The 25,014-nt window shown below is 56.9% G+C and carries 23 protein-coding genes; 13 read left to right on the top strand and 10 right to left on the bottom strand.

Annotation, left to right across the window (positions count from 1 at the left end; all coding sequences use genetic code 11):
• From rfbB to rfbA, 3 genes are all read left to right on the top strand, one after another.
• Positions 1 to 963, top strand: a 963-nt coding sequence (rfbB, locus tag QZ517_RS06200; protein WP_294223782.1) for a dTDP-glucose 4,6-dehydratase, incomplete at its 5' end; no start/stop codon positions are given.
• A 33-nt stretch (positions 964 to 996) separates the two neighbouring features.
• On the top strand, positions 997 to 1,860 hold the full coding sequence (rfbD, locus tag QZ517_RS06195; protein ID WP_294223779.1) for a dTDP-4-dehydrorhamnose reductase: 864 nt from the start codon (positions 997 to 999) through the stop codon (positions 1,858 to 1,860).
• The gene (gene rfbA, locus QZ517_RS06190; protein ID WP_294223776.1) at positions 1,857 to 2,735 is read left to right on the top strand and encodes a glucose-1-phosphate thymidylyltransferase RfbA; all 879 of its coding nucleotides are present in this window, start codon (positions 1,857 to 1,859) and stop codon (positions 2,733 to 2,735) included. Before rfbD ends, rfbA begins: the two co-directional genes overlap by 4 nt.
• Before the next feature lie 18 nt (positions 2,736 to 2,753).
• Here rfbA and mutS read toward each other — a convergent pair whose 3' ends face one another.
• A complete protein-coding gene (mutS, locus tag QZ517_RS06185; RefSeq protein ID WP_294223794.1) occupies positions 2,754 to 5,369 on the bottom strand; it encodes a DNA mismatch repair protein MutS in 2,616 nt (871 codons plus the stop codon).
• 178 nt (positions 5,370 to 5,547) lie between these two features.
• Here mutS and QZ517_RS06180 point away from each other — a divergent pair, with 178 nt between their 5' ends.
• On the top strand, positions 5,548 to 6,417 hold the full coding sequence (locus QZ517_RS06180; protein ID WP_294223773.1) for a ribokinase: 870 nt from the start codon (positions 5,548 to 5,550) through the stop codon (positions 6,415 to 6,417).
• A gap of 79 nt (positions 6,418 to 6,496) precedes the next feature.
• On the opposite strand, the gene msrA is transcribed toward QZ517_RS06180, so the two are convergent.
• From msrA to QZ517_RS06165, 3 genes are all read right to left on the bottom strand, one after another.
• The gene (msrA, locus tag QZ517_RS06175) at positions 6,497 to 7,159 is read right to left on the bottom strand and encodes a peptide-methionine (S)-S-oxide reductase MsrA (protein WP_294223770.1); all 663 of its coding nucleotides are present in this window, start codon (positions 7,157 to 7,159) and stop codon (positions 6,497 to 6,499) included.
• Between the two features lie 100 nt (positions 7,160 to 7,259).
• Complete coding sequence (locus QZ517_RS06170; RefSeq protein ID WP_294223767.1) at positions 7,260 to 7,943, bottom strand: sugar transferase; 684 nt, start codon at positions 7,941 to 7,943, stop codon at positions 7,260 to 7,262.
• The gene (locus QZ517_RS06165) at positions 7,913 to 8,773 is read right to left on the bottom strand and encodes an NAD(P)-dependent oxidoreductase (protein WP_294223790.1); all 861 of its coding nucleotides are present in this window, start codon (positions 8,771 to 8,773) and stop codon (positions 7,913 to 7,915) included. Before QZ517_RS06165 ends, QZ517_RS06170 begins: the two co-directional genes overlap by 31 nt.
• Positions 8,774 to 8,932: 159 nt before the next feature.
• On the opposite strand from QZ517_RS06165, the gene QZ517_RS06160 reads away from it, so the two are divergent.
• A complete protein-coding gene (locus QZ517_RS06160; protein ID WP_294223765.1) occupies positions 8,933 to 9,844 on the top strand; it encodes a D-amino acid aminotransferase in 912 nt (303 codons plus the stop codon).
• A gap of 65 nt (positions 9,845 to 9,909) precedes the next feature.
• Positions 9,910 to 10,623 carry an HAD family hydrolase gene (locus QZ517_RS06155; RefSeq protein ID WP_294223762.1) on the top strand — a complete coding sequence of 238 codons (714 nt, stop codon included), beginning with the start codon at positions 9,910 to 9,912 and terminating at the stop codon, positions 10,621 to 10,623.
• A 33-nt stretch (positions 10,624 to 10,656) separates the two neighbouring features.
• On the opposite strand, the gene QZ517_RS06150 is transcribed toward QZ517_RS06155, so the two are convergent.
• The 4 genes from QZ517_RS06150 to QZ517_RS06135 form a co-directional block, all read right to left on the bottom strand.
• On the bottom strand, positions 10,657 to 10,938 hold the full coding sequence (locus QZ517_RS06150) for an SCP2 sterol-binding domain-containing protein (RefSeq protein ID WP_283424401.1): 282 nt from the start codon (positions 10,936 to 10,938) through the stop codon (positions 10,657 to 10,659).
• A 63-nt stretch (positions 10,939 to 11,001) separates the two neighbouring features.
• Positions 11,002 to 12,402 carry an efflux transporter outer membrane subunit gene (locus QZ517_RS06145; protein ID WP_294223759.1) on the bottom strand — a complete coding sequence of 467 codons (1,401 nt, stop codon included), beginning with the start codon at positions 12,400 to 12,402 and terminating at the stop codon, positions 11,002 to 11,004.
• Between the two features lie 31 nt (positions 12,403 to 12,433).
• On the bottom strand, positions 12,434 to 14,083 hold the full coding sequence (locus tag QZ517_RS06140; RefSeq protein WP_294223756.1) for a mechanosensitive ion channel domain-containing protein: 1,650 nt from the start codon (positions 14,081 to 14,083) through the stop codon (positions 12,434 to 12,436).
• 155 nt (positions 14,084 to 14,238) lie between these two features.
• Positions 14,239 to 15,465 (bottom strand): argininosuccinate synthase, encoded by a 1,227-nt coding sequence (locus tag QZ517_RS06135; RefSeq protein ID WP_294223753.1) that lies wholly within the window; start codon positions 15,463 to 15,465, stop codon positions 14,239 to 14,241.
• A gap of 151 nt (positions 15,466 to 15,616) precedes the next feature.
• On the opposite strand from QZ517_RS06135, the gene QZ517_RS06130 reads away from it, so the two are divergent.
• Both QZ517_RS06130 and ilvA read left to right on the top strand, forming a co-directional pair.
• Positions 15,617 to 16,369: a hypothetical protein gene (locus tag QZ517_RS06130; RefSeq protein WP_294223751.1), complete on the top strand. Its 753-nt coding sequence runs from the start codon at positions 15,617 to 15,619 to the stop codon at positions 16,367 to 16,369.
• Between the two features lie 50 nt (positions 16,370 to 16,419).
• On the top strand, positions 16,420 to 17,658 hold the full coding sequence (gene ilvA / locus QZ517_RS06125) for a threonine ammonia-lyase IlvA (RefSeq protein ID WP_294223748.1): 1,239 nt from the start codon (positions 16,420 to 16,422) through the stop codon (positions 17,656 to 17,658).
• A 146-nt stretch (positions 17,659 to 17,804) separates the two neighbouring features.
• On the opposite strand, the gene QZ517_RS06120 is transcribed toward ilvA, so the two are convergent.
• Entirely contained in the window at positions 17,805 to 18,128 is a 324-nt protein-coding gene (locus tag QZ517_RS06120; RefSeq protein WP_294223745.1) for an Hpt domain-containing protein, read from the bottom strand.
• A 222-nt stretch (positions 18,129 to 18,350) separates the two neighbouring features.
• On the opposite strand from QZ517_RS06120, the gene QZ517_RS06115 reads away from it, so the two are divergent.
• Positions 18,351 to 19,565 carry a SpoIIE family protein phosphatase gene (locus tag QZ517_RS06115; RefSeq protein WP_294223788.1) on the top strand — a complete coding sequence of 405 codons (1,215 nt, stop codon included), beginning with the start codon at positions 18,351 to 18,353 and terminating at the stop codon, positions 19,563 to 19,565.
• A 6-nt stretch (positions 19,566 to 19,571) separates the two neighbouring features.
• Here the strand turns inward: QZ517_RS06115 and QZ517_RS06110 are convergent, their stop codons facing one another.
• Positions 19,572 to 20,009 (bottom strand): NUDIX hydrolase, encoded by a 438-nt coding sequence (locus QZ517_RS06110; protein ID WP_294223742.1) that lies wholly within the window; start codon positions 20,007 to 20,009, stop codon positions 19,572 to 19,574.
• A gap of 78 nt (positions 20,010 to 20,087) precedes the next feature.
• On the opposite strand from QZ517_RS06110, the gene QZ517_RS06105 reads away from it, so the two are divergent.
• From QZ517_RS06105 to QZ517_RS06090, 4 genes are all read left to right on the top strand, one after another.
• Positions 20,088 to 21,092, top strand: coding sequence for an Hsp33 family molecular chaperone HslO (locus QZ517_RS06105; RefSeq protein WP_294223740.1), 1,005 nt, complete (start codon positions 20,088 to 20,090; stop codon positions 21,090 to 21,092).
• Positions 21,076 to 21,684, top strand: a complete 609-nt coding sequence (locus tag QZ517_RS06100; protein WP_294223737.1) for a CoA pyrophosphatase — start codon at positions 21,076 to 21,078, stop codon at positions 21,682 to 21,684. Before QZ517_RS06105 ends, QZ517_RS06100 begins: the two co-directional genes overlap by 17 nt.
• Positions 21,681 to 22,838, top strand: a complete 1,158-nt coding sequence (locus QZ517_RS06095) for a CCA tRNA nucleotidyltransferase (RefSeq protein ID WP_294223732.1) — start codon at positions 21,681 to 21,683, stop codon at positions 22,836 to 22,838. The genes QZ517_RS06100 and QZ517_RS06095 overlap by 4 nt, the downstream gene beginning before the upstream one ends.
• A gap of 327 nt (positions 22,839 to 23,165) precedes the next feature.
• A complete protein-coding gene (locus QZ517_RS06090; protein WP_294223728.1) occupies positions 23,166 to 25,007 on the top strand; it encodes an ABC transporter ATP-binding protein in 1,842 nt (613 codons plus the stop codon).
• Positions 25,008 to 25,014: the final 7 nt, after the last annotated feature.

Genomic DNA, 25,014 nt, shown 5'->3' with positions numbered 1-25,014 from the left:
AATCTGGATGCGCTGACTTATGCTGCCTGTCTCAACAATGTCTCCTCAGTGGCGGACAATCCACTGTACGCCTTTGAGCACGCGGACATTCGCGACGCAGATGCTCTGGCACGGATTTTTGCGGATCATCAACCAGATGCCGTGATGCATTTGGCGGCGGAAAGCCATGTGGACCGGTCTATTGATGGCCCCGGCGCGTTTATCGACACCAATGTGACCGGCACTTACACCTTGTTGGAGGCCGCTCGAGGCTACTGGCAATCCAACGGCAAACCGGACGGTTTTCGCTTCCACCACATTTCCACAGATGAGGTCTATGGCACGTTGCAGGATGACGGCCAGTTCACCGAGGACACGCCCTATGCACCCAATTCGCCTTATGCCGCGTCCAAAGCCAGTAGCGACCACTTGGTCCGCGCGTGGGGCGAAACCTATCAGCTGCCATTTGTCATCACCAACTGCTCCAACAACTACGGCCCGTTTCATTTCCCGGAAAAACTGATCCCCGTGGTCATCTTGAATGCGCTCGCGGGCAAGGACATCCCGGTCTACGGACAAGGCTTGAACGTTCGGGATTGGCTTTATGTCGAAGACCACGCCGACGCGCTTTTGACCGTGTTGGAGAAAAGCGAAAACGGCCGGACCTACAACATTGGCGGCGAAAACGAGGCCCGTAACATTGATCTTGTGGAAAGCATCTGTGCGATTTTGGATCGCCTGCGCCCTGCTGATCGACCCTATTCCAGCCAAATACGCAACGTGCAGGATCGTCCGGGACATGATTATCGCTATGCCATTGACCCCACGCGACTCCGCGAAGAGTTGGGCTGGCGCCCGTCTGTGACGCTGCAGCAGGGCTTGGAGAAAACCGTGCAATGGTATCTGGAGAATCCAGATTGGTGGCAGGCGTTGCAGGCGCGTGATGGCGTCGGCCTCCGGCTTGGCACATCAAAAGGGGCATAACCGCGTGTCGCTTGAGATCGGATAGGAATGACGATGAAGGTTTTGGTGTTTGGAAAAACCGGGCAGGTGGCACGGGAGTTACAGGCTTTGTCTGGCGCCGAGGTTCAGATTGAGGCGTTAAGCCGTGCTGAGGCAGATCTGCAAAATCCGTCCCAATGTGCCGAGCGAATTCAGGCAACAGACGCGGATGTCGTGATCAACGCGGCGGCTTATACAGCCGTGGATCAGGCTGAAACAGAGCCTTATGTTGCCGAAACCATCAACGCAACGTCCCCCGGCGCCATGGCCAAAGCTGCCGCCGCGCGAAACCTTCCATTCCTGCATATTTCCACCGACTATGTGTTTGACGGGTCAGGGGATGCGCCACATGTATCGAGCGATCTGACGGACCCAATCAACGTTTATGGCCGCAGTAAACTGGCGGGCGAAGAGGCTGTGCGGGCCGCAGGTGGCAAACATGTGATCCTGCGCACCAGCTGGGTATTTTCTGCGCATGGGGCCAACTTTGTAAAATCCATGCTGCGCCTGAGTGAGAGCCGCGATGCCCTCTCCATTGTGGCGGATCAACACGGTGGCCCAACCCCTGCTGGCGACATCGCCGCGACATTGCTCACCATCGCGCGGGGCCTTTTGGCGGGGAAACCCGGTGGTACCTATCACTATGCGGGCACTCCCACGACCACATGGGCGGATTTTGCCCGCGCCATTTTCCAATCTACCAACCGCATGGTTTCCGTGACCAACATCCCCAGCAGCGGCTTTCCCTCCCCGGCAAAACGCCCGCTCAATTCCCGACTGGATTGCGCCACGCTTCTGTCGGATTTTGGCATTACACCTCCTGATTGGCAGGCGGGGCTCACCCGTGTGATCACGCAATTGGAGCGGAGCGACATATGACGGCACGCAAAGGCATCATTCTGGCAGGCGGCACCGGTTCGCGGCTGTATCCAATCACCATTGGCATCTCCAAGCAGCTTCTGCCGATCTATGACAAGCCGATGATCTACTATCCGTTGTCTGTGCTGATGCTGGCCGGAATCCGCGAGATCGCCATCATCACCACGCCGCAAGATCAGGCGCAATTCAAACGCACCTTGGGGGATGGCCATCAGTGGGGCCTCAGCCTCACCTACATCGAACAGCCCAGCCCGGACGGTTTGGCGCAAGCGTACCTTTTGGCCGAAGATTTCCTGAATGGTGCCCCAAGCGCCATGGTGTTGGGGGACAACATTTTTTTTGGCCACGGTCTGCCGGAACAACTCGCCACCGCTGAAGCACGCACAACAGGCGGCACGGTGTTTGGCTACCGTGTTGCTGACCCGGAGCGCTACGGCGTGGTTGACTTTGACAGCACCGGAGCCGCCCGTCGCATCATCGAAAAGCCCACCAAGGCCCCGTCTCCCTATGCGGTCACCGGCCTCTATTTCCTGGATGGCACTGCCTCAGAGCGTGCCCGCACCGTGAAACCCTCCGCGCGTGGCGAGCTCGAAATCACCACGTTGCTGGAAACCTACCTCACCGATGGTGCCTTACAAGTGGAGCTCATGGGGCGCGGCTACGCCTGGCTCGACACCGGCACCCATGCCAGCCTTCTGGATGCGGGCAATTTTGTGCGCACCCTGTCAGACCGCCAGGGGCAGCAGGTAGGCAGCCCTGAAGAGATCGCCTGGAGCAAAGGTTGGATCAGCGACGCTGAGCTGCGCACCCGAGCAGATATGCTGGGCAAGTCCGGCTACGGGGCTTATCTTTCCGCGCTTCTGACGGAAAAATAGGCTCTAAACCAGCCAAAACTAGCTCTCCGCCAAATCTTTCAACTCATAGATCAGGTTCAACGCCTCACGTGGGCTGAGCGTATCTGGCGCCACATCCGCGAGCTTTTCCTGTAACGGAGATGGCCCACTTGGTGCCGTAGCCACCGGCGGAGGTGCAGCGGCAAACAATGGCAGATCGTCAATCAACGCCTTCTGTGCCTTGCCTTCCCGCTCGCCTTTTTCAAGCGCGTCCAAAACCACACGAGCGCGATCGACCACAGCCGCTGGCAAGCCTGCCAGCTGCGCCACTTGCACACCGTAGCTGCGATCCGCCGCGCCCTGCGTGACCTCATGCAGGAAGATCACTTCGCCTTCCCACTCCCGCACGGTTACGGTGGCGTTGTCCACGCCTGCCATCTTCCCGGAGAGCTGAGTCATCTCGTGGTAATGGGTGGCAAACAAGGCCCGCGATTGGTTTACATCATGCAGATGTTCCAGCGTGGCCCAGGCAATCGACAAGCCATCGTAAGTTGCGGTCCCACGACCAATCTCATCCAAAATGACCAAAGCGCGGTCATCCGCTTGATTGAGAATGGCGGCGGTTTCCACCATTTCGACCATAAATGTCGAGCGTCCACGGGCGAGGTCATCACTCGCGCCAACACGGCTGAACAGCTGGCTTACTAGTCCAATTCGGGCGCGGTCTGCGGGTACAAAGCTGCCCATCTGCGCCAGCAAAGCGATCAGCGCATTCTGGCGCAAAAAGGTCGATTTACCCGCCATGTTGGGACCGGTCAAAAGCCAGATGCTCGCAGCATCGCCACCTGACAGATCGCAATCATTGGCCACAAACGGATCACCGGATTTGCGCAGCGCCGCTTCAACCACCGGATGCCGCCCACCTTCGATGGCAAAGTCCAAGCTCTCGTTCACCTCGGGGCGGGTCCAATTTTCATTGGCTGCCAATTCCGCCAAAGCCGCCGCCAAATCAAATTCCGCCAGCGCTTTTGAGGCCGCCGCAACTTGCCCCGCTTGGTCCAAAATGGCGCCTTTTAGGCTGTCATAGAGCCGCTTTTCAATCTCTAGCGCCCGATTGCCGGCGTTTAAGATCTTGGTTTCCATCTCGCTCAGCTCAACGGTGGTGAACCGCACTTGATTGGCCGTGGTTTGGCGATGGATGAAGGTCTCATTCAAAGGCGGCGACATCATCGCATCTGCGTGTTTTGCCGTGGTCTCGATGAAATAGCCCAACACATTGTTGTGCTTGATCTTCAGCGCTGAAATCCCGGTTTGCTCAGAGTACTGCGCCTGCATGCTGGCAATCACGCCGCGGCCTTCGTCGCGCAACTCCCGGCTTTCATCCAAGTCAGGATCATATCCCGGCGCAATAAATCCGCCATCGCGCGCCAGCAAAGGTGGTTCCGCGATCAGCGCCTCTTCCAGCAGGGTCAACAGCGCATCATGCCCGCGCAGCGCGTCACGTGCCGCGTTCAGATCTTCTGACAATTCGCCAGCATAAGCGCGCTCCGCCAGTTCGCCCGCTTGCCCCAAACCATTGCGTACCGCAGCCAAATCCCGTGGCCCGCCGCGATCCAGCGAAAGGCGTGATAGCGCCCGATCCAAATCCGGCACTTTGCGCAAGGCGTCTCGCAGGTCTGCAGCCTCACTGCGATACTCCGCCATGTAAGACACGCTGTCCAACCGTCCGCGTATGGCAGCGAGACGCAGGGAAGGCGAAGACAGCCGCTGCTCCAAAAGGCGCGCGCCGCTTGCGGTCACGGTGCGGTCGATGGTGGCCAAAAGCGACCCAGCCCGACCGCCAGACAGGCTGGCCGTCAACTCTAAATTGCGGCGCGTGGCAGCATCAATCTGCATCACCCCTTGCGTAGCTTCTCGCAGTGGCGGTTGCAGCAACGGCAGTTTGCCTTTTTGGGTCAGCTCCAGGTAATCCACGATGGCGCCCAGCGCGCCAGCTTCGGCGCGGCCAAAAGTGCCAAAAGCCTCAAGCGAGGAGGCTTTGAACAGTGCGGACACCCGCTTTTCTGCCGAAACAGAGTCGAAACTTCCGCGCGATACGGCGGTCAGTGGCACACCCATGTCCTCGACTACAGCCGCCAATTCTGCTTCAGTGCCTTCCGCAATCAGCAGCTCACTTGGTGCCAACCGCGCCAACTCTGGGCCCAACCGCACCGGGCTTAGTGGCATCACATGTAACGCACCGGTGGAAATATCCGCCCAAGCCAAGGCCGCCTCATCGCGCACCACCGCATAAGCCCCAAGAAAGTTGTGTCGCCGTGCATCGAGCAGACTGTCTTCGGTCAATGTGCCCGGCGTCACCAGCCGCACCACATCGCGTTTCACAACTGCTTTGTAGCCGCGCTTCTTGGCTTCCGCCGGGCTCTCAAGCTGCTCGCAGACCGCGACGCGAAAGCCTTTGCGAATGAGCGTCAGGAAATAGCCTTCGGCCGCGTGATGTGGCACACCACACATCGGAATATCATTGCCGTCATGTTTGCCACGTTTGGTGAGCGCAATATCAAGCGCCTCTGCCGCCGCCACCGCGTCGTCAAAGAACATCTCGTAGAAATCGCCCATTCGGTAGAACAATATCGCATCCGGATACTGCGCCTTGAGCTCCAGGTATTGCGCCATCATCGGCGTGACGCTTGGCTTATCGCCTTTCACTGCTCAGACCCCCCAAGGTTTGGTTCCCACCAGATAGCAAACCCCATCCCCTATCGGAAAGCGCAAAACGTGTTTTATGGTGATTGGGCATAGACAAGAGACCTCAGAATTGATCACTTGGTCAAAATTGAGAAAAAAACGGGTTCCCATGGCGATCTACAACCTCGGCAGCATCAACGCAGATTACTTTTATCACGTGCCACACCTTCCCGGCCCGGGCGAAACCCTGGCTGCCACCAGCATGTCCCGAGGCTTGGGCGGCAAAGGCGCCAATATGAGCGTCGCCGCCGCCCGTGCCGGCGCGCATACCGCCCACATCGGTGCCGTTGGGGAGGACGGAAAATGGGCGATTGATCGGCTGACCGAATTTGGCGTGGACACCCGTCACATCACCAATCTTGCTGACAGCCCCATGGGGCAGGCTCTGATCTATGTGGATGATGCGGGGGAAAACAGCATTGTGCTTTTGAACGGCGCCAACTTCCAAATCCCCAATCAAACCATCGCGGGCGCGCTGTCTGAGGCTTCCCCCGGTGACACGCTGTTGATGCAAAATGAGACTCTAAATCAGCTCGAAGCGGCCAAAATGGCCCGCAGTCTCGATCTCTACATCGCCTATGCTGCCGCGCCGTTTGATGCCGCCGCCGCCACCTCTGTGCTTCCCTATTTGGATTTTCTCATCCTCAACGAAATCGAAGCGACGCAGCTGCAAGAGGCCACTGGCAAAACGCCAGAGTCGTTGGGCATCACCGATGTGATTATCACTCTGGGGGGGCAAGGCGCCCGCTGGATCAACAACGGCACCTCGCGCGACTTCCCAGCCATGCTTGTCACCCCGGTTGATACCACTGGCGCGGGCGACACGTTCACCGGATACGTGCTGGCCGCCCGCGATCGCGGATTGCCGATGGAGCAATGCATCAGTCTGGCCATGCGGGCTGCGGCGTTGATGGTCACCCGTCAAGGCACCGCTGATGTGATTCCAGACCTAAAAGACGTCGACGAGGCCCGCTTCTAAACGCACCCTCGTCATTCTCATTCCGGAAATGTGCTGGGGGAGTCACTGCGTGCTGTGACAGGGGCAACGCCCCCTAACCTCAGTGGCCGATAAACGGGGCATCTGATCCCCAAAGCGCCTTCACCCGCGCATCCCGACCACAGGCCTTGCGATAGCGCTTATAGGCCTCGCTCTGTTTCTTTGGGCCAAAGCGGGTCAGCACAATCTTGGAGCCTTTGTAATAATCCTGATGATAGGCCTCTGCTTTGTAGAACTTCCCTTCTCTCAGGATCGGCGTCACGATTGTCTGCCCCAGCTGAGCCTGTGCCTTGGCTTTGGCGCTGTCCGCGAGACCCTGTTCCACCTTATTGGCCACAAAAATGGCGGAGCGGTAGCTGTCACCACGATCACAAAACTGTCCGCCGGCATCGGTTGGATCCACCGAGCGGAAAAACAGGTCCAACAGGGTTTCCCGCGTTACAGTATCCGGATCAAAGGTGATTTTCACCGCCTCATAGTGTCCGGACCCGCCCTTGGTCACATCTTTGTAGCTTGGGTTTTTTGTCGACCCGCCAGTGTAGCCAGAGACCACGCCGCGCACACCGGGCACGCTTTCGAAGTCACTTTCCACACACCAAAAGCAGCCACCCGCCACGACCAGCGTGTCGGTTCCCATTGCTTGGGCGCGGTGGCCGTGTGCCAATCCACCCAGCAAAATAAATATGGTCAAAGCCAAGGTCTTCAGATTCTGAAATCTTGTCATAGCGACGCTCCTTCTTGTCGCCATCTTTTCCGCAACCCTTCCTGCGGCTCAATCCCTTGAAACCACATGTCACAGCTTGGTGAAATAAGGTGATGAGCGGTTACAGCAACCACTTTGTGCGGCCGGGGCGATAAACCGGGGCCACCCGCCGAAACACCGTCGCCACGGTCAGACGCTGATCAAACCCCAACGTACGCCGCTTCGAATAGAGCAGATCCAACCGCGCCTTACGCGGCACACAGCGCCGCTCATACACCGCCTCGGTTTCCTCTGCTGTTTCACAATCCTCCAGCAGTTGTTCTTCTGTCCGGTGGTAGATCAACGTCGCCAATCCGGTCACACCCGGCCGATCTTTAAGCACCTCGGCATAAAGCGTGGGAAACCGCTCCACATAACGCCGCAGAGGCGGGCGCGGCCCCACAAAACTGATGTCGCCTTTCAGAATATTGAACAGCTGCGGTAGCTCATCCAACCGGTAGCGCCGCAAAAACTTGCCTGTCCTGGTGATCCGATGGCTCTTATCCCCACCGGACACGCCACTGTCCTGATCGACGTTTTTCATGGTGCGGAATTTGTAGAGCTTGAATCCCTGCTTTGGCGTTTTCATGCGCTCCGACACATACAGGATTGGCCGCCCATCCCGGACCAGGATCATCACCGCCACAATCAGCATCACCGGCCACAGGATCATCAGCAGGAACAGCACCCAGCCAAGGTCCATCATCCGCCGCCCAAACGTGGTGCCGTGCCCGATCATGCCTGTGCCTCTGTCAACCTGCGCCATTCCGCGATCATCTCTTGTGGCGGTATCACAAGCGTTTGCCCCGTCAAGCGCCGAAGCCGCGCCATCGACATGGACACCTCCGCCACCGCCGTTTCCGGCGCTGGGCGCCACACAAACGGACATTGTGCAGCTTCAAGCAACTCATGCATGGCGACAGGGTTGGAGGCAGCCACGTTCACAATGTCTGGCATCGTATTTGTGGACAGCAGGCTGGCGACCGTTTTCCAAATCACAGTGGGCGTGGCGTAGCTGCGGATTGGGCTTTGGCCAATGTCAAAGGCATCCAGTGTCACTGGTTGACCGCTCTGGATCGCACGAAACAAGCTGTCTGCTCCGACGACATTTGCCAAGCGCAAGACAGCGGAGTCTGGCTCAGTCGATTGACCTGAAATGTCTGATAACAGACTCTGTTCCATCTCAATCTTGGCCACACCATAGGCATTCACCGGCGCCAATGCGCTTGCTTCCGTCGCCTCTCTTGCGGGGCCATAGACCGCGCTGCTGGAACAATGCAGTACACGCGCCGCGCCGCTAGCCCCTGCGATCGCAACGGCCCTATGCGCCAGCATGATGTTGTTGGCCAAATCCCCTTTGCCCGGAACCACGCCCCATAAGGCCAGCACCGCATCGGCTTTTGGTGGCGGACCGGCCGAGTAGACCCAATCCACACCCGCGTCCGCTGTCCGTCCGCCCCAAACAACTTTCCGTCCAGAGAGTACATCGGGCGCGGCAGTCAGGCACGCCTGCAGCAATCGCCCAAGCTTTCCGGTGCTGCCCAGCACCAATAGGGTTTTTGAGGGAGAAGACGGCACAGCGGCCAGGTTGGTCACGGAAGTCAAAAGTCAAAAGTCCAAATCAATTGCACCCCCTAAAGTGCCGCCACGACACCTGCTGTCAACCACGTGAAACGTATCCAATATGTAAAATTCAGCTTGGAAACCCCGTGTGACACAGATAGCGTCCCGTGACTTTGCCACAGGGAGCGCTCCATGACAGACCACGTCACCACCCACCAGGCCGCCGAAGATGCCCGCAACGAAGAGATCAAGATTTGGCTCAACGGCCGTGTTGTGCCCAAGGCAGAGGCAGTGGTGTCGGTCTATGACAGCGGCTTTATGCTGGGGGACGGTGTGTGGGAAGGTCTGCGCCTTTATGACGGCCACTGGGCGTTCCTGGATGAGCATATGGACCGCTTGTTTGAGGCCGCCAAAGCCATCGATCTGGACATCGGTATGGACCAAGCCGGCGTGATTGCCGCCTTGGAGGCCACCCGCGCCGCCAACGGCATGACCACCGACGCCCACGCCCGTCTGATGGTCACACGCGGTGTGAAAACCCGCCCGTTTCAGCACCCGTCGCTGAGTCAGCAAGGCCCGACTGTCACCATCATCATGGAGCATTCCAAACCGTCAATCCCGCGCCCGATCCGACTGGCGACGGTGCCGCATATTCGCGGCTTGCCAATGACCCAAGACCCGAAATTAAACTCCCACTCGAAACTCAACTGCATCCTTGCTTGTATCGCGGCAGAGAAAGCCAGTGCGGATGAGGCGCTGATGCTCGACATCAATGGCTTTGTGAATACCACCAACGCCTGCAATTTCTTCATTGTGCGCAAGGGCGCGGTTTGGACCTCTACCGGCGACTACTGCATGAACGGCATCACCCGCCAAAAGGTGATTGATGTCTGCCGCGCCGACGGCATCCCGGTTTTTGAGCGCAACTATTCCCTAGTGGACACCTACGGCGCGGATGAGGCGTTCCTCACCGGCACTTTTGGCGCACAGACCCCGGTCAGCGAGATTGACGGGCGACCTATTGGCACCGGCGAAATGGGCGAGATGACCAAGCACATCCGCAGTCTCTACAAAGACCTCGTCGTGCAAGACGCCAAGCCGTAATCCCGAAATTCGCACTGTCGCGATACAGCCGCGATACCGACGCAAAACCGATAGGAGTTTGCCCCGTGAAAATTGCCATGTGGAGCGGCCCCCGCAACCTCTCAACCGCCATGATGTACGCCTTTGGCAACCGTGCCGATTGCGCTGTGGTGGACGAGCCTTTCTACGCCGCTTACCTCGCCATGACCGGGTTGGAGCACCCGATGGGCGAAGAGATTTTGGCGTCCCAAGATCAAGACCCAGCCAATGTGGTTGCTGACCTTATTGGCACCAACCCCGGCGGCAAGTCTCACTTCTATCAAAAACACATGACGCAGCACATGATTGCCGGCGTTCCGCGCGGCTGGATGCGTGAGGTCACCAATGTCTTTCTGCTGCGCCACCCCGCCCGTGTGATTGCGTCTTATGCCGACAAACGCGAGAATCCCACGCTCACGGACATTGGCTTTCCACAGCAGGCGGAACTGATGAAATTGGTTTCCAATTGGGGCCAGACACCGATCGTGATCGACAGTCACGATATCCGCGATGATCCCCATGAGATGTTGGAGAAACTCTGTGATGCCATTGGGTTGGGATTTGATGACGCCATGTTGTCTTGGCCCAAAGGCGGCCACAAAGACGACGGCGCATGGGCACCGCATTGGTACAGCGCGGTTTGGAACTCTACCGGATTTGCCGGCGCCGAAGGCCCGCTTCCTGAGGTGCCAGACACCTTACAGCCTGTCCTGCAGGCGGCGCTTCCCCTTTATGAAGAGATGAAAGCGCATAAGCTGTAAGGCAAAAGGCGGGGTGATCCCCGCCTTGTTGTCTTAGGTCAGCAGCTGGCCCAGTTTCATCGCTGTGCCCATATCACCCGACACTTTGAGTTTGCCCAGCATCAGCGCGGTGGTCGGTTTCAAATCACCTGCCAGCAGCTTCACCAGATTGTCTTCGGAAATCGACACGGTGCAGTCTGTCTCGCGGTCTTCCTGCGTGGCAGTGTTGTCCGCCAGCACAACAACCCCGGCATCGCCGCAGTCAAATTTCAATGAACCGTCAAACGTCCGGTCTTTCAGCCCCTCGGCCATTTGAGCCGCGATTTGTGCCAACATGTGATCTTCCCTAAGTAACCAATTCACCCAAGTGGTTGCAGCCAACCCTCGGTGACGCAAGGGTTACGTGGGGCCACTTAACGAACCGTTAAAACTCCCGCCAAGCGCGACATTCAAATCAACAAAATCAACTGCCCTGTTGCGCAAATCCAAGGCAGCCTGATTTTCAGTGTCCAAAAAGGCGCGCTCCGCATCCAAAACCTGAAGGAAAGAGGCTTGTCCGGAGGCATAAGCCTTGCGCGCCAAACGCAACACCTCCGCCGCTGCTTCTACCGCCTTTTTGGACAGCTCCACTGCGCGTGTGTTTTCGCGCAAGGCAAAAAGCGAACTGCGCACCTCTTCCACAGCCAGCACAACCTCTTTCTCCCAAGCGGCTTTGCGTTCCGCCACCAGGCCTTTGGCGGTTTCCACTTTGCCGCGCCGCACTGGTAGATCGTACCAGGGAATGTCCAAATCGATGCGCAAGAAGGCCGCCAAGGGATCAAATCCCGAGCTACCGCCAGACACATTGATGTTCCCGGTCAACCCAAGGCTGGGATATAGATCCGCCTCCGCCACCCCAACCAAGGCCACTGCTTCAGCCAGTTTTTTCTCGGCATAGACCACATCCGGCCGGTTGCGCAGCAGATCCGCAGGCACTCCGGTTGAGACAACACTGGTTTTAGGGCTCGGTTGCGGCGCTCGAACATCCAGATCGTCGCGTTCTGCCAGCTCCGTGCTGCCGACCAAGGCGGTGACACGATTGACCATGCGCACAAACAATATGCGCGCGTCTGGCACAGCAGAGCTTGTGCGCAACACCAGCGCATTGGCCTGCGCCACATCCAATTCGGTTGCGCCGCCTTCCTTTGCCAAAGACTTGGTGGCTTTGAGTGTTTCTTCGCGACTGGCCAACACCCGGTGCAAGATCCGTGCCAATTCCTGTGCATAGCGCATGTCTGTATAAGCGGTGACCACCTCATCGACATAAAGCAGCGTCCAGACATCCAGATCAGCATAGCTGGCTTCCAGTCGTGCAAAAGCCGCCTCTTTCTCCCGTTGCAGTTTGCCAAACAGGTCCAGCTTCCACTTGGCTTCGGCCCGCACAAATCCCGAGGTTTCAGCGGCATCTCCGCCGCCGCCACTTCGCCTGACTTCACTTACCCGACTGGAGCCGCCAATCGGAAAGCCTGCAGAGGCCAAAATACCCTGCGATTGCTGAATACGGGCTGCAATCCGTTGAATGTCTTTGTTGTTCTCCAGTCCGTAGCCCACGATGGTGTTCAGCAAGGAGTCGTTGAACGACGTCCACCATTTGGCATCATGTTTGCGCACGCCACCGGACGGCTGTTGCTTCAGGAAGCTTTTGGCAAGTTTGGTCTCGGGCCGTTCATATTCCGGCCCGGCCGGCGCAATGGCGCAGCCGGACAGCAATCCAAGCATCATGCTGCGTCGTGTCAGACTGCCTATTAAAGCTCTGCTCATCTTGTTCCTGCGGCGCCGTTGTTGCGATGCCTTATGTTTTTTGAGCGGCTGCTTCTGCCGCTGTTTCATGGGCCAGTGGTTCGTCCCACGCGACTTCCGAAATCTTCAACTCCGGCGTGTCTGTTTCATAGTTGGGCGTCATGATCTGAACGCTGTTTTCATTAAACACATCGGTGATGTTTTTGTGTAGTTCACTTAACAACAGGGGCAGGGAGCTACCCCGCGTAGTAAAGGCGTTGATCTGATAATTGGTGGCAAAGTCCAACAAACCAGTCACCAAAACAAAAGGCGCAGGGGTATTTTTCAAGCCTTTGGTGCGCCGTGCCGCCTCAATCAGCATGGCCTCCACCTTCTTGCGGGGCTCTTCATACCCAATGCCAACGGTTGTGTGCAGTAGTAGACCCTTGCCATCAATCTTCGAGGAGTAGTTGATCACCTCGGAAGACAACAACGTGGCATTTGGGATTGAGATCAGCTCATTTTTCACCGACCGCAGATACGTCTCCATCAACCGGATTTGCATGACATCGCCGTAGTGATCCCCCACCCGAATGCGATCGCCAACGTTCATCGAGCGCTTGTAGAGCACAAACAGCCCGGCCAACACGTTGGAGATCACCGAGTTTGAGCCAAGTGAGACCATCACACCGACCAGAATGGTGAGCCCCTGGAAGGCTGCGGAATCCGATCCTGGAATATAAGGGAAGCAAATCACCGCGGCTGTGAGAATGATCCCGCCCCGGATCAGGTTGTAGGTCGGCCAGACCCAATGATCCTCAAATGTCTTGAGTTCGATCACCCCTTTGTCGACGCTTTCAAAAAACAGATACACAGCTTTGATCATCCACCGAGCAATGGCGGCGATGATCACGATTGTGATCAAATTGGGCATGTAGCTGACAAAGCCCATCATCAATTCAAGAATCGGGTCGGTTACATAGCGGATCAGCAGCGCCGCGACTGGTCGCGTGTTGGGGAAAGAGTGCAGCACAAACGACAGGTAGTAATAAAAGCCCGTGAACAGCGTGATATCCACCAGCAGACGAATGAGGAATTTGGAGATATTTGACACCGCTTGGCTCTGCACGATGTCCCCGGTTGCTTCTTGGAGCCCGCGCGTACGGTGCTCGACGATGCCAGCCAGCAGGCGTGGAACCCGCTTTCTCAGCCAAAAAAGGATACCGCAATAGAGGGCAAAAATCGCCGACCAGGCCAGCGCCGTCAGCGTGCTGTGAGAAAACGCTTCATCAGTTCGGTTGGCGCGGTAGGTTAAGATGGCCGCTTCAATCGCTTCGGCGTGCAGGGAGGCGAGCACTGCCAATTCCATCTGTTCGTAATCTGCATCCGCCTGCGTGGTTACGCTGACCATCACGCCATCGGCAAAAATTGTCTGGCCCAGTTCACCGCGTTCAACGCCCATGACCACAGTTGTGGCTTCACTGCGCTCTGCCACATCGACAATCCGTTTGGCGACCAGCGCCGCGCGCTCCTCCGCGGGCAGGGCAGTGGACCCTCGGACCGCAAACAGCTGCTCGCCGTCCACTTCAACAGCTTGCACAAAGACGTCATCATCAACCGCTGGTGGGCCAGAATCCTCGACGACTTCTTCTTGCGCCCAGGCAAACCCAACGCTCAACAGAAAGACCGCAAATATGCGCAAAAAATATGTGAGTGTCCCCATCCAACTGCCTCCCCGGCGCAGTCACGTTCCTGTCAAAACGTCTTTCGGAAACGCTAGCCGTCATCCTGCCCATCTCAAAGGGTTTTTTCGGATCAGCAAATGGGAGACACAAAAAAGCCCGCCAAATTGGGCGGGCTTTTTCGAAATAGGTTTGCTTACTTGCCGGTGCGTTTGTTGCGCATCGCAATCAATTTTAGGCGCAGTGCTTGCAGCTGGATGAAGCCGGCCGCGTCTTTCTGATCGTAGGCACCCGCGTCGTCTTCAAACGTCACATGCTCCTCAGAATAGAGCGAGTGGTCAGACCAGCGGCCCACGGTGGTGGCGCTGCCTTTATAAAGCTTCACCCGCACGGTGCCGGTGACATGCTCTTGCGACTTGTCGATCGCCGCCTGCAGCATTTCGCGCTCAGGCGAATACCAGAAGCCGTTGTAGATCAGCTCTGCATATTTCGGCATCAGCTCATCTTTCAGGTGCATCTCGCCCCGGTCCATGGTGATGGATTCGATGCCACGGTGCGCCTCAAGCAACACAGTGCCGCCGGGTGTTTCGTAGATGCCACGCGATTTCATGCCAACAAACCGACCCTCAACAAGGTCCAACCGGCCAATGCCGTGCTTGCCGCCGTATTCGTTCAGCTTGGTCAGCATGGTTGCCGGGCTCATCGCCTCGCCATTGATGCTGACCGGATCACCTTTTTCGAATCCAATTTCAATGAATTCCGGCTCGTTTGGCGCATCCTCAGGGTGCACGGTGCGCTGATAGACATAATCCGGCGCAGCAACAGCCGGATCTTCCAGCACTTTGCCTTCAGAGGACGTGTGCAGCAAGTTGGCGTCTACAGAGAACGGCGCCTCACCACGTTTGTCTTTAGCAACCGGGATCTGGTTCTGTTCGGCAAATTCCAGCAGCTTGGTGCGCGAGGACAGGTCCCATTCCCGCCAAGGCGCAATCACCTTGATGTCAGGGTTGAGCGCATAGGCCGCCAGCTCAAACCGCACCTGATCGTTGCCTTTGCCGGTTGCGCCATGCGCTACGGCATCTGCGCCCGTCGCTTCGGCAATCTCAACCAGACGTTTGGAAATCAACGGACGCGCAATTGACGTGCCCAGCAGGTACAGACCTTCATAGACCGCATTGGCGCGGAACATCGGGAAGACAAAGTCGCGCACAAACTCTTCTCGCACATCTTCGATGTAGATGTTCTCTGGTTTGATGCCCAGCAGTTCTGCCTTCGCACGGGCGGGTTCAAGCTCTTCGCCCTGACCCAAATCCGCGGTGAAGGTCACCACCTCACAGCCATATTCGGTTTGCAGCCATTTCAGGATGATCGAGGTGTCCAGGCCACCGGAATAGGCCAACACAACTTTCTTCGGAGCCGACATGTTACTTCCCTTCGTCCATATATCGCCTGCGCGATACCGGTTTTTGTGCCCATGGGCAAGGTGAGCGGATCGCTGCACTTGCTTTTGTTGGATGAAGTCTGCCAGATGCGGGCGAAATTCGACAAAAACACTATCTTTAAGAGGTACTCACATGCAGGGTTGGAAATTGTTCACACATGCGCTGCGCATGATATTTGGCAATTGGCTTGAGGTTCTGCGTATTTTTCTGGTGCCAGCGGCAATCGGTATTGTTCTAGGCGTCGGACTGTTTGTTGGGTTGTTTAGTATGTTTGAACCAAGATTGAACAACAGCAACGATGCCGTTTTCCCGGTAGGCCTTGGGGTGCTTTGCTTTGTTGTGCTTTATGCCGGTATTTTCGCTTGGTGCGTCGTGGCATGGCATCGATTTGTGTTGCTTGAAGAACATCCACAAGGCTGGCTGCCCCGGTTTCACACTGACCGCATTCTGTCCTACTGCTGGCAAGTTCTCAAACTCACCCTTGTTTTTTTGGTTGTCTTGATATCAGTCGGTTTTCTGGCCGTGTTTCTTCTGCAAGCAAGCATCGTCATCGGCTTACTTGTTGGCATTCCCGTCTACTTGCTGCTCATAGTGTTCTGCATCCGACTGAGCCCAACTTTGCCCGCGGCTGCAATTGGTCAGCCAATTACACTCAACGACGCGCTTGAGAAGACCAAGGGACATGCGGGCACTCTCATCGTACTCTTTCTGTCGATGATTGGGTTTCAGGTGCTCTTGCAACTCCCGGTTTTCCTCACATCGACTTTCGTGCCAATCATCAGTGGAGTTCTCTCGCTTTGTGCCAGCATTCTGGCGTCTTTGTTGAACATCAGCGTGCTGACCACGCTACATGGATATTTTATCGAAGGCCGACCCATCGACTGATCTAGGACCTTCCCCTTGCCAAACCCTCCGGCTTCGGCCACTCAGGGCACATGAGCGAATTTCGTAAATGTGCCCGCACTGCCGAAGCCGCCATGCGCAGCGTTTTCCCCGCCACGCCTCTGCAGCTGAATGCCCACCTCTCCGCCCGTTTTGGTGCCGATATCTGGCTCAAACGCGAAGACCTCACACCTGTGCGGTCTTACAAGCTGCGCGGGGCGTTTAATGCCATGCGCAAAGTACGCAAAGAGAACCCGGAGCACCGCATCTTTGTCTGCGCAAGCGCGGGCAACCACGCTCAGGGTGTGGCCTATATGTGCAAGCATTTTGACGTGATGGGCGTGATCTTCATGCCGGTCACTACCCCTCAACAGAAGATCTTCAAGACGCAGGTGTTTGGCGGCGACAACGTCGAAATCCGCCTGGTGGGCGACTATTTTGACGACACGTTGGCGGCTGCGCAAACCTATTGCGCTGAAGTTGACGCGGCTTTCCTGTCTCCGTTTGACGACGAAGACGTGATTGAAGGCCAAGCGTCGGTGGCCGTGGAAATTGAAGACCAACTTGGCCGCGTGCCAGACCATATTATTCTCCCTGTGGGCGGGGGTGGCCTGTCGTCTGGCGTTTACAGCTACTTTGAGGATGCGCTGGGCTACACATTGGTGGAGCCAGAAGGCGGCATGAGTCTCGCCGCGGCCTTAGAGGCTGGTGAACCAACCACCTTGGCGCATGTCGACAGCTTTGTGGACGGGGCCGCGGTGGCCCGCATCGGCGACAAAACCTTTGCCCGTCTTGCCAGCATGGACCCGCAAATTGTGGTGTCCGCATCCGAGGACCGCATCTGCGCCACCATGCTGGAGATGTTGAATGTCGAAGGTATCGTGCTTGAGCCCGCCGGCGCCTTGGCCGTGGACGCGCTTGTTGATGTGGCGGATCAGATCAAAGGCAAAACTGTGGTTTGCGTGACTTCGGGCGGCAACTTCGATTTTGAACGTTTGCCTGAGGTCAAAGAACGGGCGCAGCGCTATTCCGGTGTGAAAAAATACTTCATTCTGCGCATGCCTCAGCGTCCAGGAGCCCTGCGTGATTTTTTGGAAACTTTGGGTCCAGAAGACGACATCGCGCGCTTTGAGTATCTTAAGAAATCAGCCCGCAATTTTGGATCGGTTCTGATTGGTATTGAAACTAAGTCGCCGCAGAACTTTGAGGCGTTGTTTGAGCGGATCGAAGCCGCCGGCATGACCTTTACCGACATCACCAATGACGAAACGCTGGGACAATTTGTACTTTAGCGCTACCGCATCGCACCCTTTGGATGCCACCGGCGGCCAACCCTGAGTCAAAAGAAACAAAGACCGGCCTAAGCGGAAGCTTAGGTCGATCACTGAGGCTCTAGGATCGGAGCGTGCCGTATCTGGCAATATCAGGGGGCTCTCTTTCAGGCGGCGGCGAGTTTTTGCGCAAACACGCCTTTGCTGTCTTCAAAAGATGTGAGGATCGCAGGAACATCCACCGTGTCGCCTTTTCCGGCGGCCGCGGCCGCTTCGCCTGCTTGGCAAAGTTGCGAAAACGTCCGAAACCCAAGGTTCAATGCGCCGCCTTTAAGGAAATGCAGGTCCGCTTCGAGGTTGGAGATATCTGGATTGTCACGCAGTCGGGAAATCACTTCCTCAACTTCGTCAAGAAAAAGCTCTACCACTTCGCCAAAATCTTCTGCGCCGATTTCGTCGCGCAGTTCTTCCACTCGTTCCCAGTCAATCATGGGCATTTCCTCATTATTCACCCCTACACAGTGGCAGAAAAGTGTTAACAAATCCTAGACGATAAAATTTGAACTATCTCATTTTTACTTTTGACGGCATGTTAAGTAGCAAGACCATAGTTATGTTACGAAAGAAGTCAAAACTTGAGCGAAGGTCAGGGAAGTTTGTCGACCAACACTGTTCAATCTATTGAGAGTAATGAGGCGCCTGATATCGGCGTCATCAAGCGTGTGTTGTTGGTGGATGACAGCCGCGTGCAGCGCCGTATTTTGAGCCTGTCGCTCAAACGGGATGGCTATGAAGTGATCGAGGCGGCCTCGGGCCAGGAAGCGCTCGACATCTGTCGCGAAGAGCTGCCGGATCTCGTTCTGTCAGACTGGATGATGCCCGGCATGTCGGGTCTGGAATTCTGCCGCGCCTTCCGTGAACTCAGCGCAGACACCTACGGCTACTTCATTCTTCTGACCTCCAAGAGTGAAAAAACTGAGGTTGCTCAAGGCTTTGACGCCGGAGCGGATGATTTCCTAACCAAGCCGGTCAACGGCTACGAGCTGCGTGCGCGGATCTCCGCGGCGGAGCGGATTTTGCGCATGGAGCGCGAACTCACCGACAAGAACAAAGTGATCTCTGAAACGCTGGATGAGCTTCAGCGCCTGTATGACTCGCTGGATAACGACTTGCTCGCCGCCAAGAAGCTGCAGCAATCTCTTGTGCCCGAACGGTTCAAAGATTTTGATCGTGCGGCGGTCTCTCTGCTGCTGCAGTCTTCCGGCCATGTAGGCGGCGATTTGGTTGGTCACTACAAAATTAGCGACACGCGAATCGGTTTGTATGCAATCGATGTGTCGGGCCATGGAATCAGCTCTGCGTTGATTACCGCGCGTCTCGCGGGCTACTTATCCGCGACATCTCCGGAACATAATGTGGCGATGCACGTGCTGCCAGACGGCACCACAACACATCTTCCGCCCGCCGAAGTTGTTGCCCGTCTTAACGAAATCATCCTCGACGAGATGGAAACCGAGCATTACTTCACCATGCTGCTCGCCGATGTTGATCTCGCCACCGGACACGTCATCCTTGCACAGGCCGGTCATCCGCATCCCGTGATCCAACGTGCCGATGGCTCCATTGAGCAAGAGGGCCCTGGCGGATTGCCGGTGGGTCTGATCCCAGGGGCCGAGTTCTCGCAGTTCAGCATCGACCTCAACAAAGGCGACCGCCTATTCCTGTTGTCAGACGGTGTGACCGAATGCCCGGACACCGGCAATGGATTGCTGGGGGAAGAAGGTCTTGAGGCTTTGATGGTCGATCTGGCCGGTCACGACCTTGAGGACACGTTGCAAGCTATGGTCTGGAAGCTTGATGAGTTCTCCGGCGGCAAAGGGTTCCCAGATGATGTCTCCGGCATCTTGCTGGAGTATCGCGGCGGCTAACTCGTTCTATCGCAAAAACTGTGCAGCAAAATGCCGGTCTCCGTCATTGCCAAGCTGCGCAACCGCCTCCTCAACACCCATCCACACCGCCTTATGTCCCGGCTCGCTTGGCGGCCCAATCCGCAGGGTTGGCGTGGCCAAATAAATCGTACAGAGTTTCTCGGCCCAGAGGTTGTATTCCGGCATATAGGTAAACCGACGGAACGCGCCCAGGCGCCGTGGCTTGGCAATGCGATACCCGGTCTCTTCAAACACTTCCCGCATCAAAGCCACCACCGGGCTTTCTCCCGGATCAATGCCGCCACCAGGCAGTTGAAATTCTGGCGTGGGTTCAGCCTGATGGGTGAGCAGCATTTGGTCGCCCTGAAGCAAAACCGCATAGGCTCCGGGGCGCATCGTATAGCGCACATCCTTCCGTGGCGGTGTCCCGAAACGTGGTATCATGTGTGAAACCCCTTTTTCCTGCCCTTGCTGGCCCTATATAGTCGCGGTATGGCAAGGGAAGGCCGATAAGGAAACCCCATGAAAGCTGCAAGCAATATTGCCTGGGACGACACAGTGCTGCCGTTCCAGCTGGACAACTCTGATATTCGCGGGCGCGTGGCCCGCCTTGATGGCGTGCTCTCTGGCGTGCTCAAACAACATGCCTACCCGGAAACGGTAGAGGCGTTGGTGGCTGAAATGGCCCTGCTGACCGCATTGATCGGCCAGACCATCAGCCTGCGCTGGAAGCTGTCACTTCAGGTGCAAACCAATGGGCCCGTGCGCATGATTGCGACCGATTACTACGCACCAACCAAAGAGGGTGAAGTGGGCCGCATACGCGCCTATGCCAGCTTTGACGAAGAGCGCCTGACCGATGGTGCGCCGTTTGACCAACTGGGCAACGGCTACTTTGCTGTGCTGATTGATCAGGGCGAAGGCACCAAACCGTATCAAGGCATCTCTGGCCTGACCGGTGGTTCACTTCAGGCCTCTGCCGAGGCCTATTTTGCGCAGTCCGAACAGCTGGCCACACGCTTCTCTTTGAAGTTTGGCAAATCGGTTGAGCCTGGTGTAGGTGAGCACTGGCGGGCAGGCGGCGTCATGCTGCAACACATGCCCAAGGCCAGCCCTCACGTCACCGGTGAAGGTGGCAGCGGTGAAGGTGGTCTTCTGTTGGCCAAAGACGTGCTGAATGAAGACGACGAAGAAAACTGGAACCGTGTGAACATCCTATTGGACAGCGTCGAAGAGCTGGAAATGATCGGCCCGTCTGTGCCGCCAACCGACCTTCTGGTGCGTTTGTTCCATGAGGAAGCGCCCCGTGTGTATGATGCACAGTCGGTCAAATTTGGCTGCACCTGTTCTGAGGACCGCGTGCGTCAATCTCTGTCGATCTACTCGGCCAAAGACATCGCTACGATGACCCAGGAAAACGGGCGTGTGACGGCGGATTGCCAATTCTGTGGTTCGCATTATGACCTTGATCCGGCCACGGTTGGGTTTCAGGCCAAGACCTCGGACACAGATGCCAAAGGCGCCTGATCCACTCACACACATCAAGGCCGCGCTGTCACGGGATAGCGCGGCCTCTTCTGATTTTGATCTCAATCCGGATGTGGTTTTACCCAAAGGCCGCAAGCTGCGCCCTGCTGGCGTGCTTGTGCCTATCGAGATCAAGCAGGACATTCCCCACGTCATACTCACCAAACGTGCCAGCCATCTGAAACATCATCCGGGGCAGATTTCCTTTCCCGGTGGCAAACAGGATGACGGTGATGCGGATGTGATTGCCGCTGCCCTACGGGAAGCGCGTGAAGAGATTGGCCTGCCGTCTGAAAATGTTGAAGTTCTCGGCACATTGCCCACCCATGAAACGGTCACCAGTTTTCTCGTCACGCCAGTATTGGGCCATGTTAGAGACGCTTTTGACGTCATTCCCGAGCCGGGGGAGGTTGAAGAGGTCTTCTCCGTGCCCTTGTCCCATGTGACCGATCCGGCCCGCTTCTCCGTTCAATCGCGCCGCTGGCAAGGTCAACGCCGTCACTACTTCACAGTGCCCTTTGGTCCCTATTACATCTGGGGTGCTACAGCCCGCATTCTGCGCGGTTTGGCGCAACAGGTGTCAGGCACATGAAAGTCACCGGAGATTGGCTGACAGCCGCCCCAACCCAGGCCGTTTGCGCGATGTTAGAGACACATGGACACCAAGCACTGCTGGTTGGCGGCTGTGTCCGCAATGCGCTCCTGGGCGCGCCGGTAAATGATATCGATATTTCCACCGACGCCCGGCCGGACCGGGTCTTGGAGCTGGCGAAAACTACAGGGCTGAATGCCATTCCAACCGGTATTGAGCACGGCACCATCACGGTAGTGGCAGATGGCATCCCGCATGAGATCACCACCTTCCGCCACGATGTGGAAACCGATGGCCGCCGGGCTGTGGTGGCTTTTTCTGACACTGTCGAAGACGACGCCCGTCGCCGCGATTTCACCATGAACGCGCTGTACGCCCGCGCGGATGGCACCGTGGTTGACCCATTGGGCGGCATCGATGATCTCAAGGCCCGGCGCCTGCGCTTCATCGACAACGCCCAAGACCGCATCCGTGAAGACTACTTGCGCATCCTGCGCTACTTCCGCTTCCACGCGTATTATGGCGACCCTGCTGAGGGCATGGACCCCGAAGCCCTCGCAGCGATTGCCGCCAACATCGACGGCCTAGCGTCCCTGTCCCGCGAACGTGTGGGCAGCGAGACCTTGAAGCTTATGGGCGCCCCAGACCCGGCTCCCGCCGTGGCCGCCATGCGACAGACCGGCGCGCTCACCGCAATCTTGCCCGGCACCGATGACCGCGCCTTGGCCCCTTTGGTACATCTGGAAAAGATGTCTGCGGTGCCAATTGATCCTGTCCGCCGCTTAACGGCTTTGGGTGGGGAAGGTATCGCGCAGTCCCTAAGGCTTTCCAAAAAGACCGCCCGCCACCGTGACGTACTGCGCAACGGATTGGAGTCGTCTGAAACCCCCGGCGCGCTGGGCTACCGTCACGGTCTGGATGCGGCAAATTCAATCTTGCTGTTGCGGGCCGCCGTGTTTGAGATGCCGCTAATGTCCGAAGGTCTGGCCGCCGCGCAAGCAGGCGCTGACGCACGGTTCCCAATCCGCCCCGCTGACCTTATTGACCAGTTTCAAGGCGCGGCTTTGGGTAAAGCGCTCAAGGACCTCGAATCACGCTGGATCGCGTCAGACTTCTCGCTGAGCAAATCCGAATTGCTGGACTCCCTGACCTGATCCCAGGGCTTGGCATCGCATGATCCGGTGCGCCCTCGAACAGGCAACACCCTGCGCGCGTTGTGTTTACCCAATCCGCGACCCACAAAACCCCCACCTCCGCAAAACAGTCGTCTTACCGACGCAATACCGACGTGCCAAAGGTCAGGTAAATCGGAGGTTGACGCACACGCAACACTGCGCCAGCATGCCGACAGCTCAAACATGAGAAGGAGTGCAAGATGTATCGCGGGATCTGGTTTTCATAAGCCAATCTGACCGCCGTGGCGGCCAGAGATGGCGAGTCACTTCATTTTGCACAATCCACTGTTTTTTCAGGACATTCTCATGTTCAAGTTTTTCGAGACCCTTGTTGACCCCTATTGCGACTATGACGAAGTAGACGCGCCTCCTACCAAGCTGTGGCCGTTTATGCGCGACTATGCGCAACCGTTCCGAAAAGTCTTTGTTTTTGCTACAATAATGTCGGTCATCGTGGCCGCTGTAGAGATCGGCCTGATCGCCTATATGGGCCGTATCGTGGACCTGTTGAGCGGTGATCCCTCCCAGGTCTGGGCGGACCACGGCACCGAGTTCATTTTGGTGATCCTCTTTGTGCTCTTCCTGCGCCCCGCGTTGCAGGCCTTTGACGTACTGCTGCTCAACAATACACTGTTGCCAAACTTCGGCACATTGATCCGCTGGCGGGCTCATAAACATGTTTTGCGTCAATCAGTTGGCTGGTTTGAAAACGACTTCCCCGGCCGCATCGCCAATCGGATTATGCAGACCCCGCCGGCTGCCGGCGAGGCGGTGTTTCAGGTATTTGACGCCATAACATTCTCCATCGCTTACGTCGTTGGTGCAGCCATCCTTCTGGCGGATGCTGACCCGCGCTTGGTGCTGCCCATGTTGGGCTGGCTGGTGCTCTATGGATTCCTGGTGAAATGGACCGTGAAACGTGTGGGCCCCGCCTCGCAAAAAGCCTCGGACGCTCGTTCTCAAGTCACCGGGCGGGTTGTGGACGCCTACACCAACATCCATTCCGTGAAGCTCTTTGCCCACAACAGGCGCGAGCTGGATTACGCCAAAGAAGCCATTGAATACTCACGCGAAACCTTTCAGGCGGAGATGCGCATCTTCACTCTGATGGACGTGATGTTGGTCATGCTCAACGGCGTGTTGATCGTGAGTGTTGTTGGCTGGGCCATTTGGCTATGGATGCAGGGTCAGGCCAGCGTTGGGGTGGTGGCTGCGGCCACGGCTTTGAGCCTACGTTTGAACGCCATGACCGGCTGGATCATGTGGGCGCTGACCTCTTTCTTCCGTCAGTTGGGTGTGGTGGCCGAAGGTATGGAAACCATTGCGCAACCCATTGATTTGGTTGATTCCAAAGATGCAAAGCCGCTGACCTTCACCAAGGGCAAAATTGAGCTTGAGGGCCTGTCGCACCACTATGGCCGTAACAGCGGCGGGTTGGACAACATCTCCCTCACCATCGCCCCAGGTGAAAAGGTTGGCCTGATTGGTCGATCTGGCGCTGGCAAATCCACGTTGGTGAAACTTCTCCTGCGGTTCTACGACACCGAACAAGGGCGTATCTTGATAGACGACCAAGATATTTCCACGGTCAAACAAGACAGCCTGCGCGACCTGATCGGCATGGTGCAACAGGACAGCTCGCTGCTGCACCGGTCTGTTCGTGACAACCTGCTATACGGATATCCGAATGCTTCAGATGCCGAAATGATATCGGCGGCAAAGAAAGCAGAGGCGCATGAGTTCATCCTGGATCTCGAAGATCCACAGGGGCGCACAGGATATGATGCTCATGTTGGCGAGCGCGGTGTAAAACTCTCGGGCGGACAGCGTCAGCGTATCACTTTGGCACGTGTAATCCTGAAAGATGCGCCGATACTGCTGTTGGACGAGGCAACAAGTGCTTTGGACAGCGAGGTCGAAGCCGCCATTCAGCGCACGCTGTATGGCATGATGGCGGGCAAATCCGTGATTGCGATTGCGCACCGCCTGTCCACAATTGCCGAGATGGACCGTATTCTGGTTCTAGATCAAGGGCGTATTGTTGAGCAGGGCAGCCATGGGGAGCTTTTGGCGCAGAACGGCCTCTATGCCGGGTTCTGGGCCCGCCAATCTGGTGGCTTCCTGAATGCGGACGAAGCCGCTGAGTAAAATTTGA

This window comes from uncultured Shimia sp., from assembly GCF_913054185.1.
In the GTDB taxonomy this organism is placed as follows: Bacteria; Pseudomonadota; Alphaproteobacteria; order Rhodobacterales; family Rhodobacteraceae; genus Shimia.
Note: the sequence above shows the minus strand (reverse complement) of the source record. Positions and strands in the feature narration are given on the sequence as shown.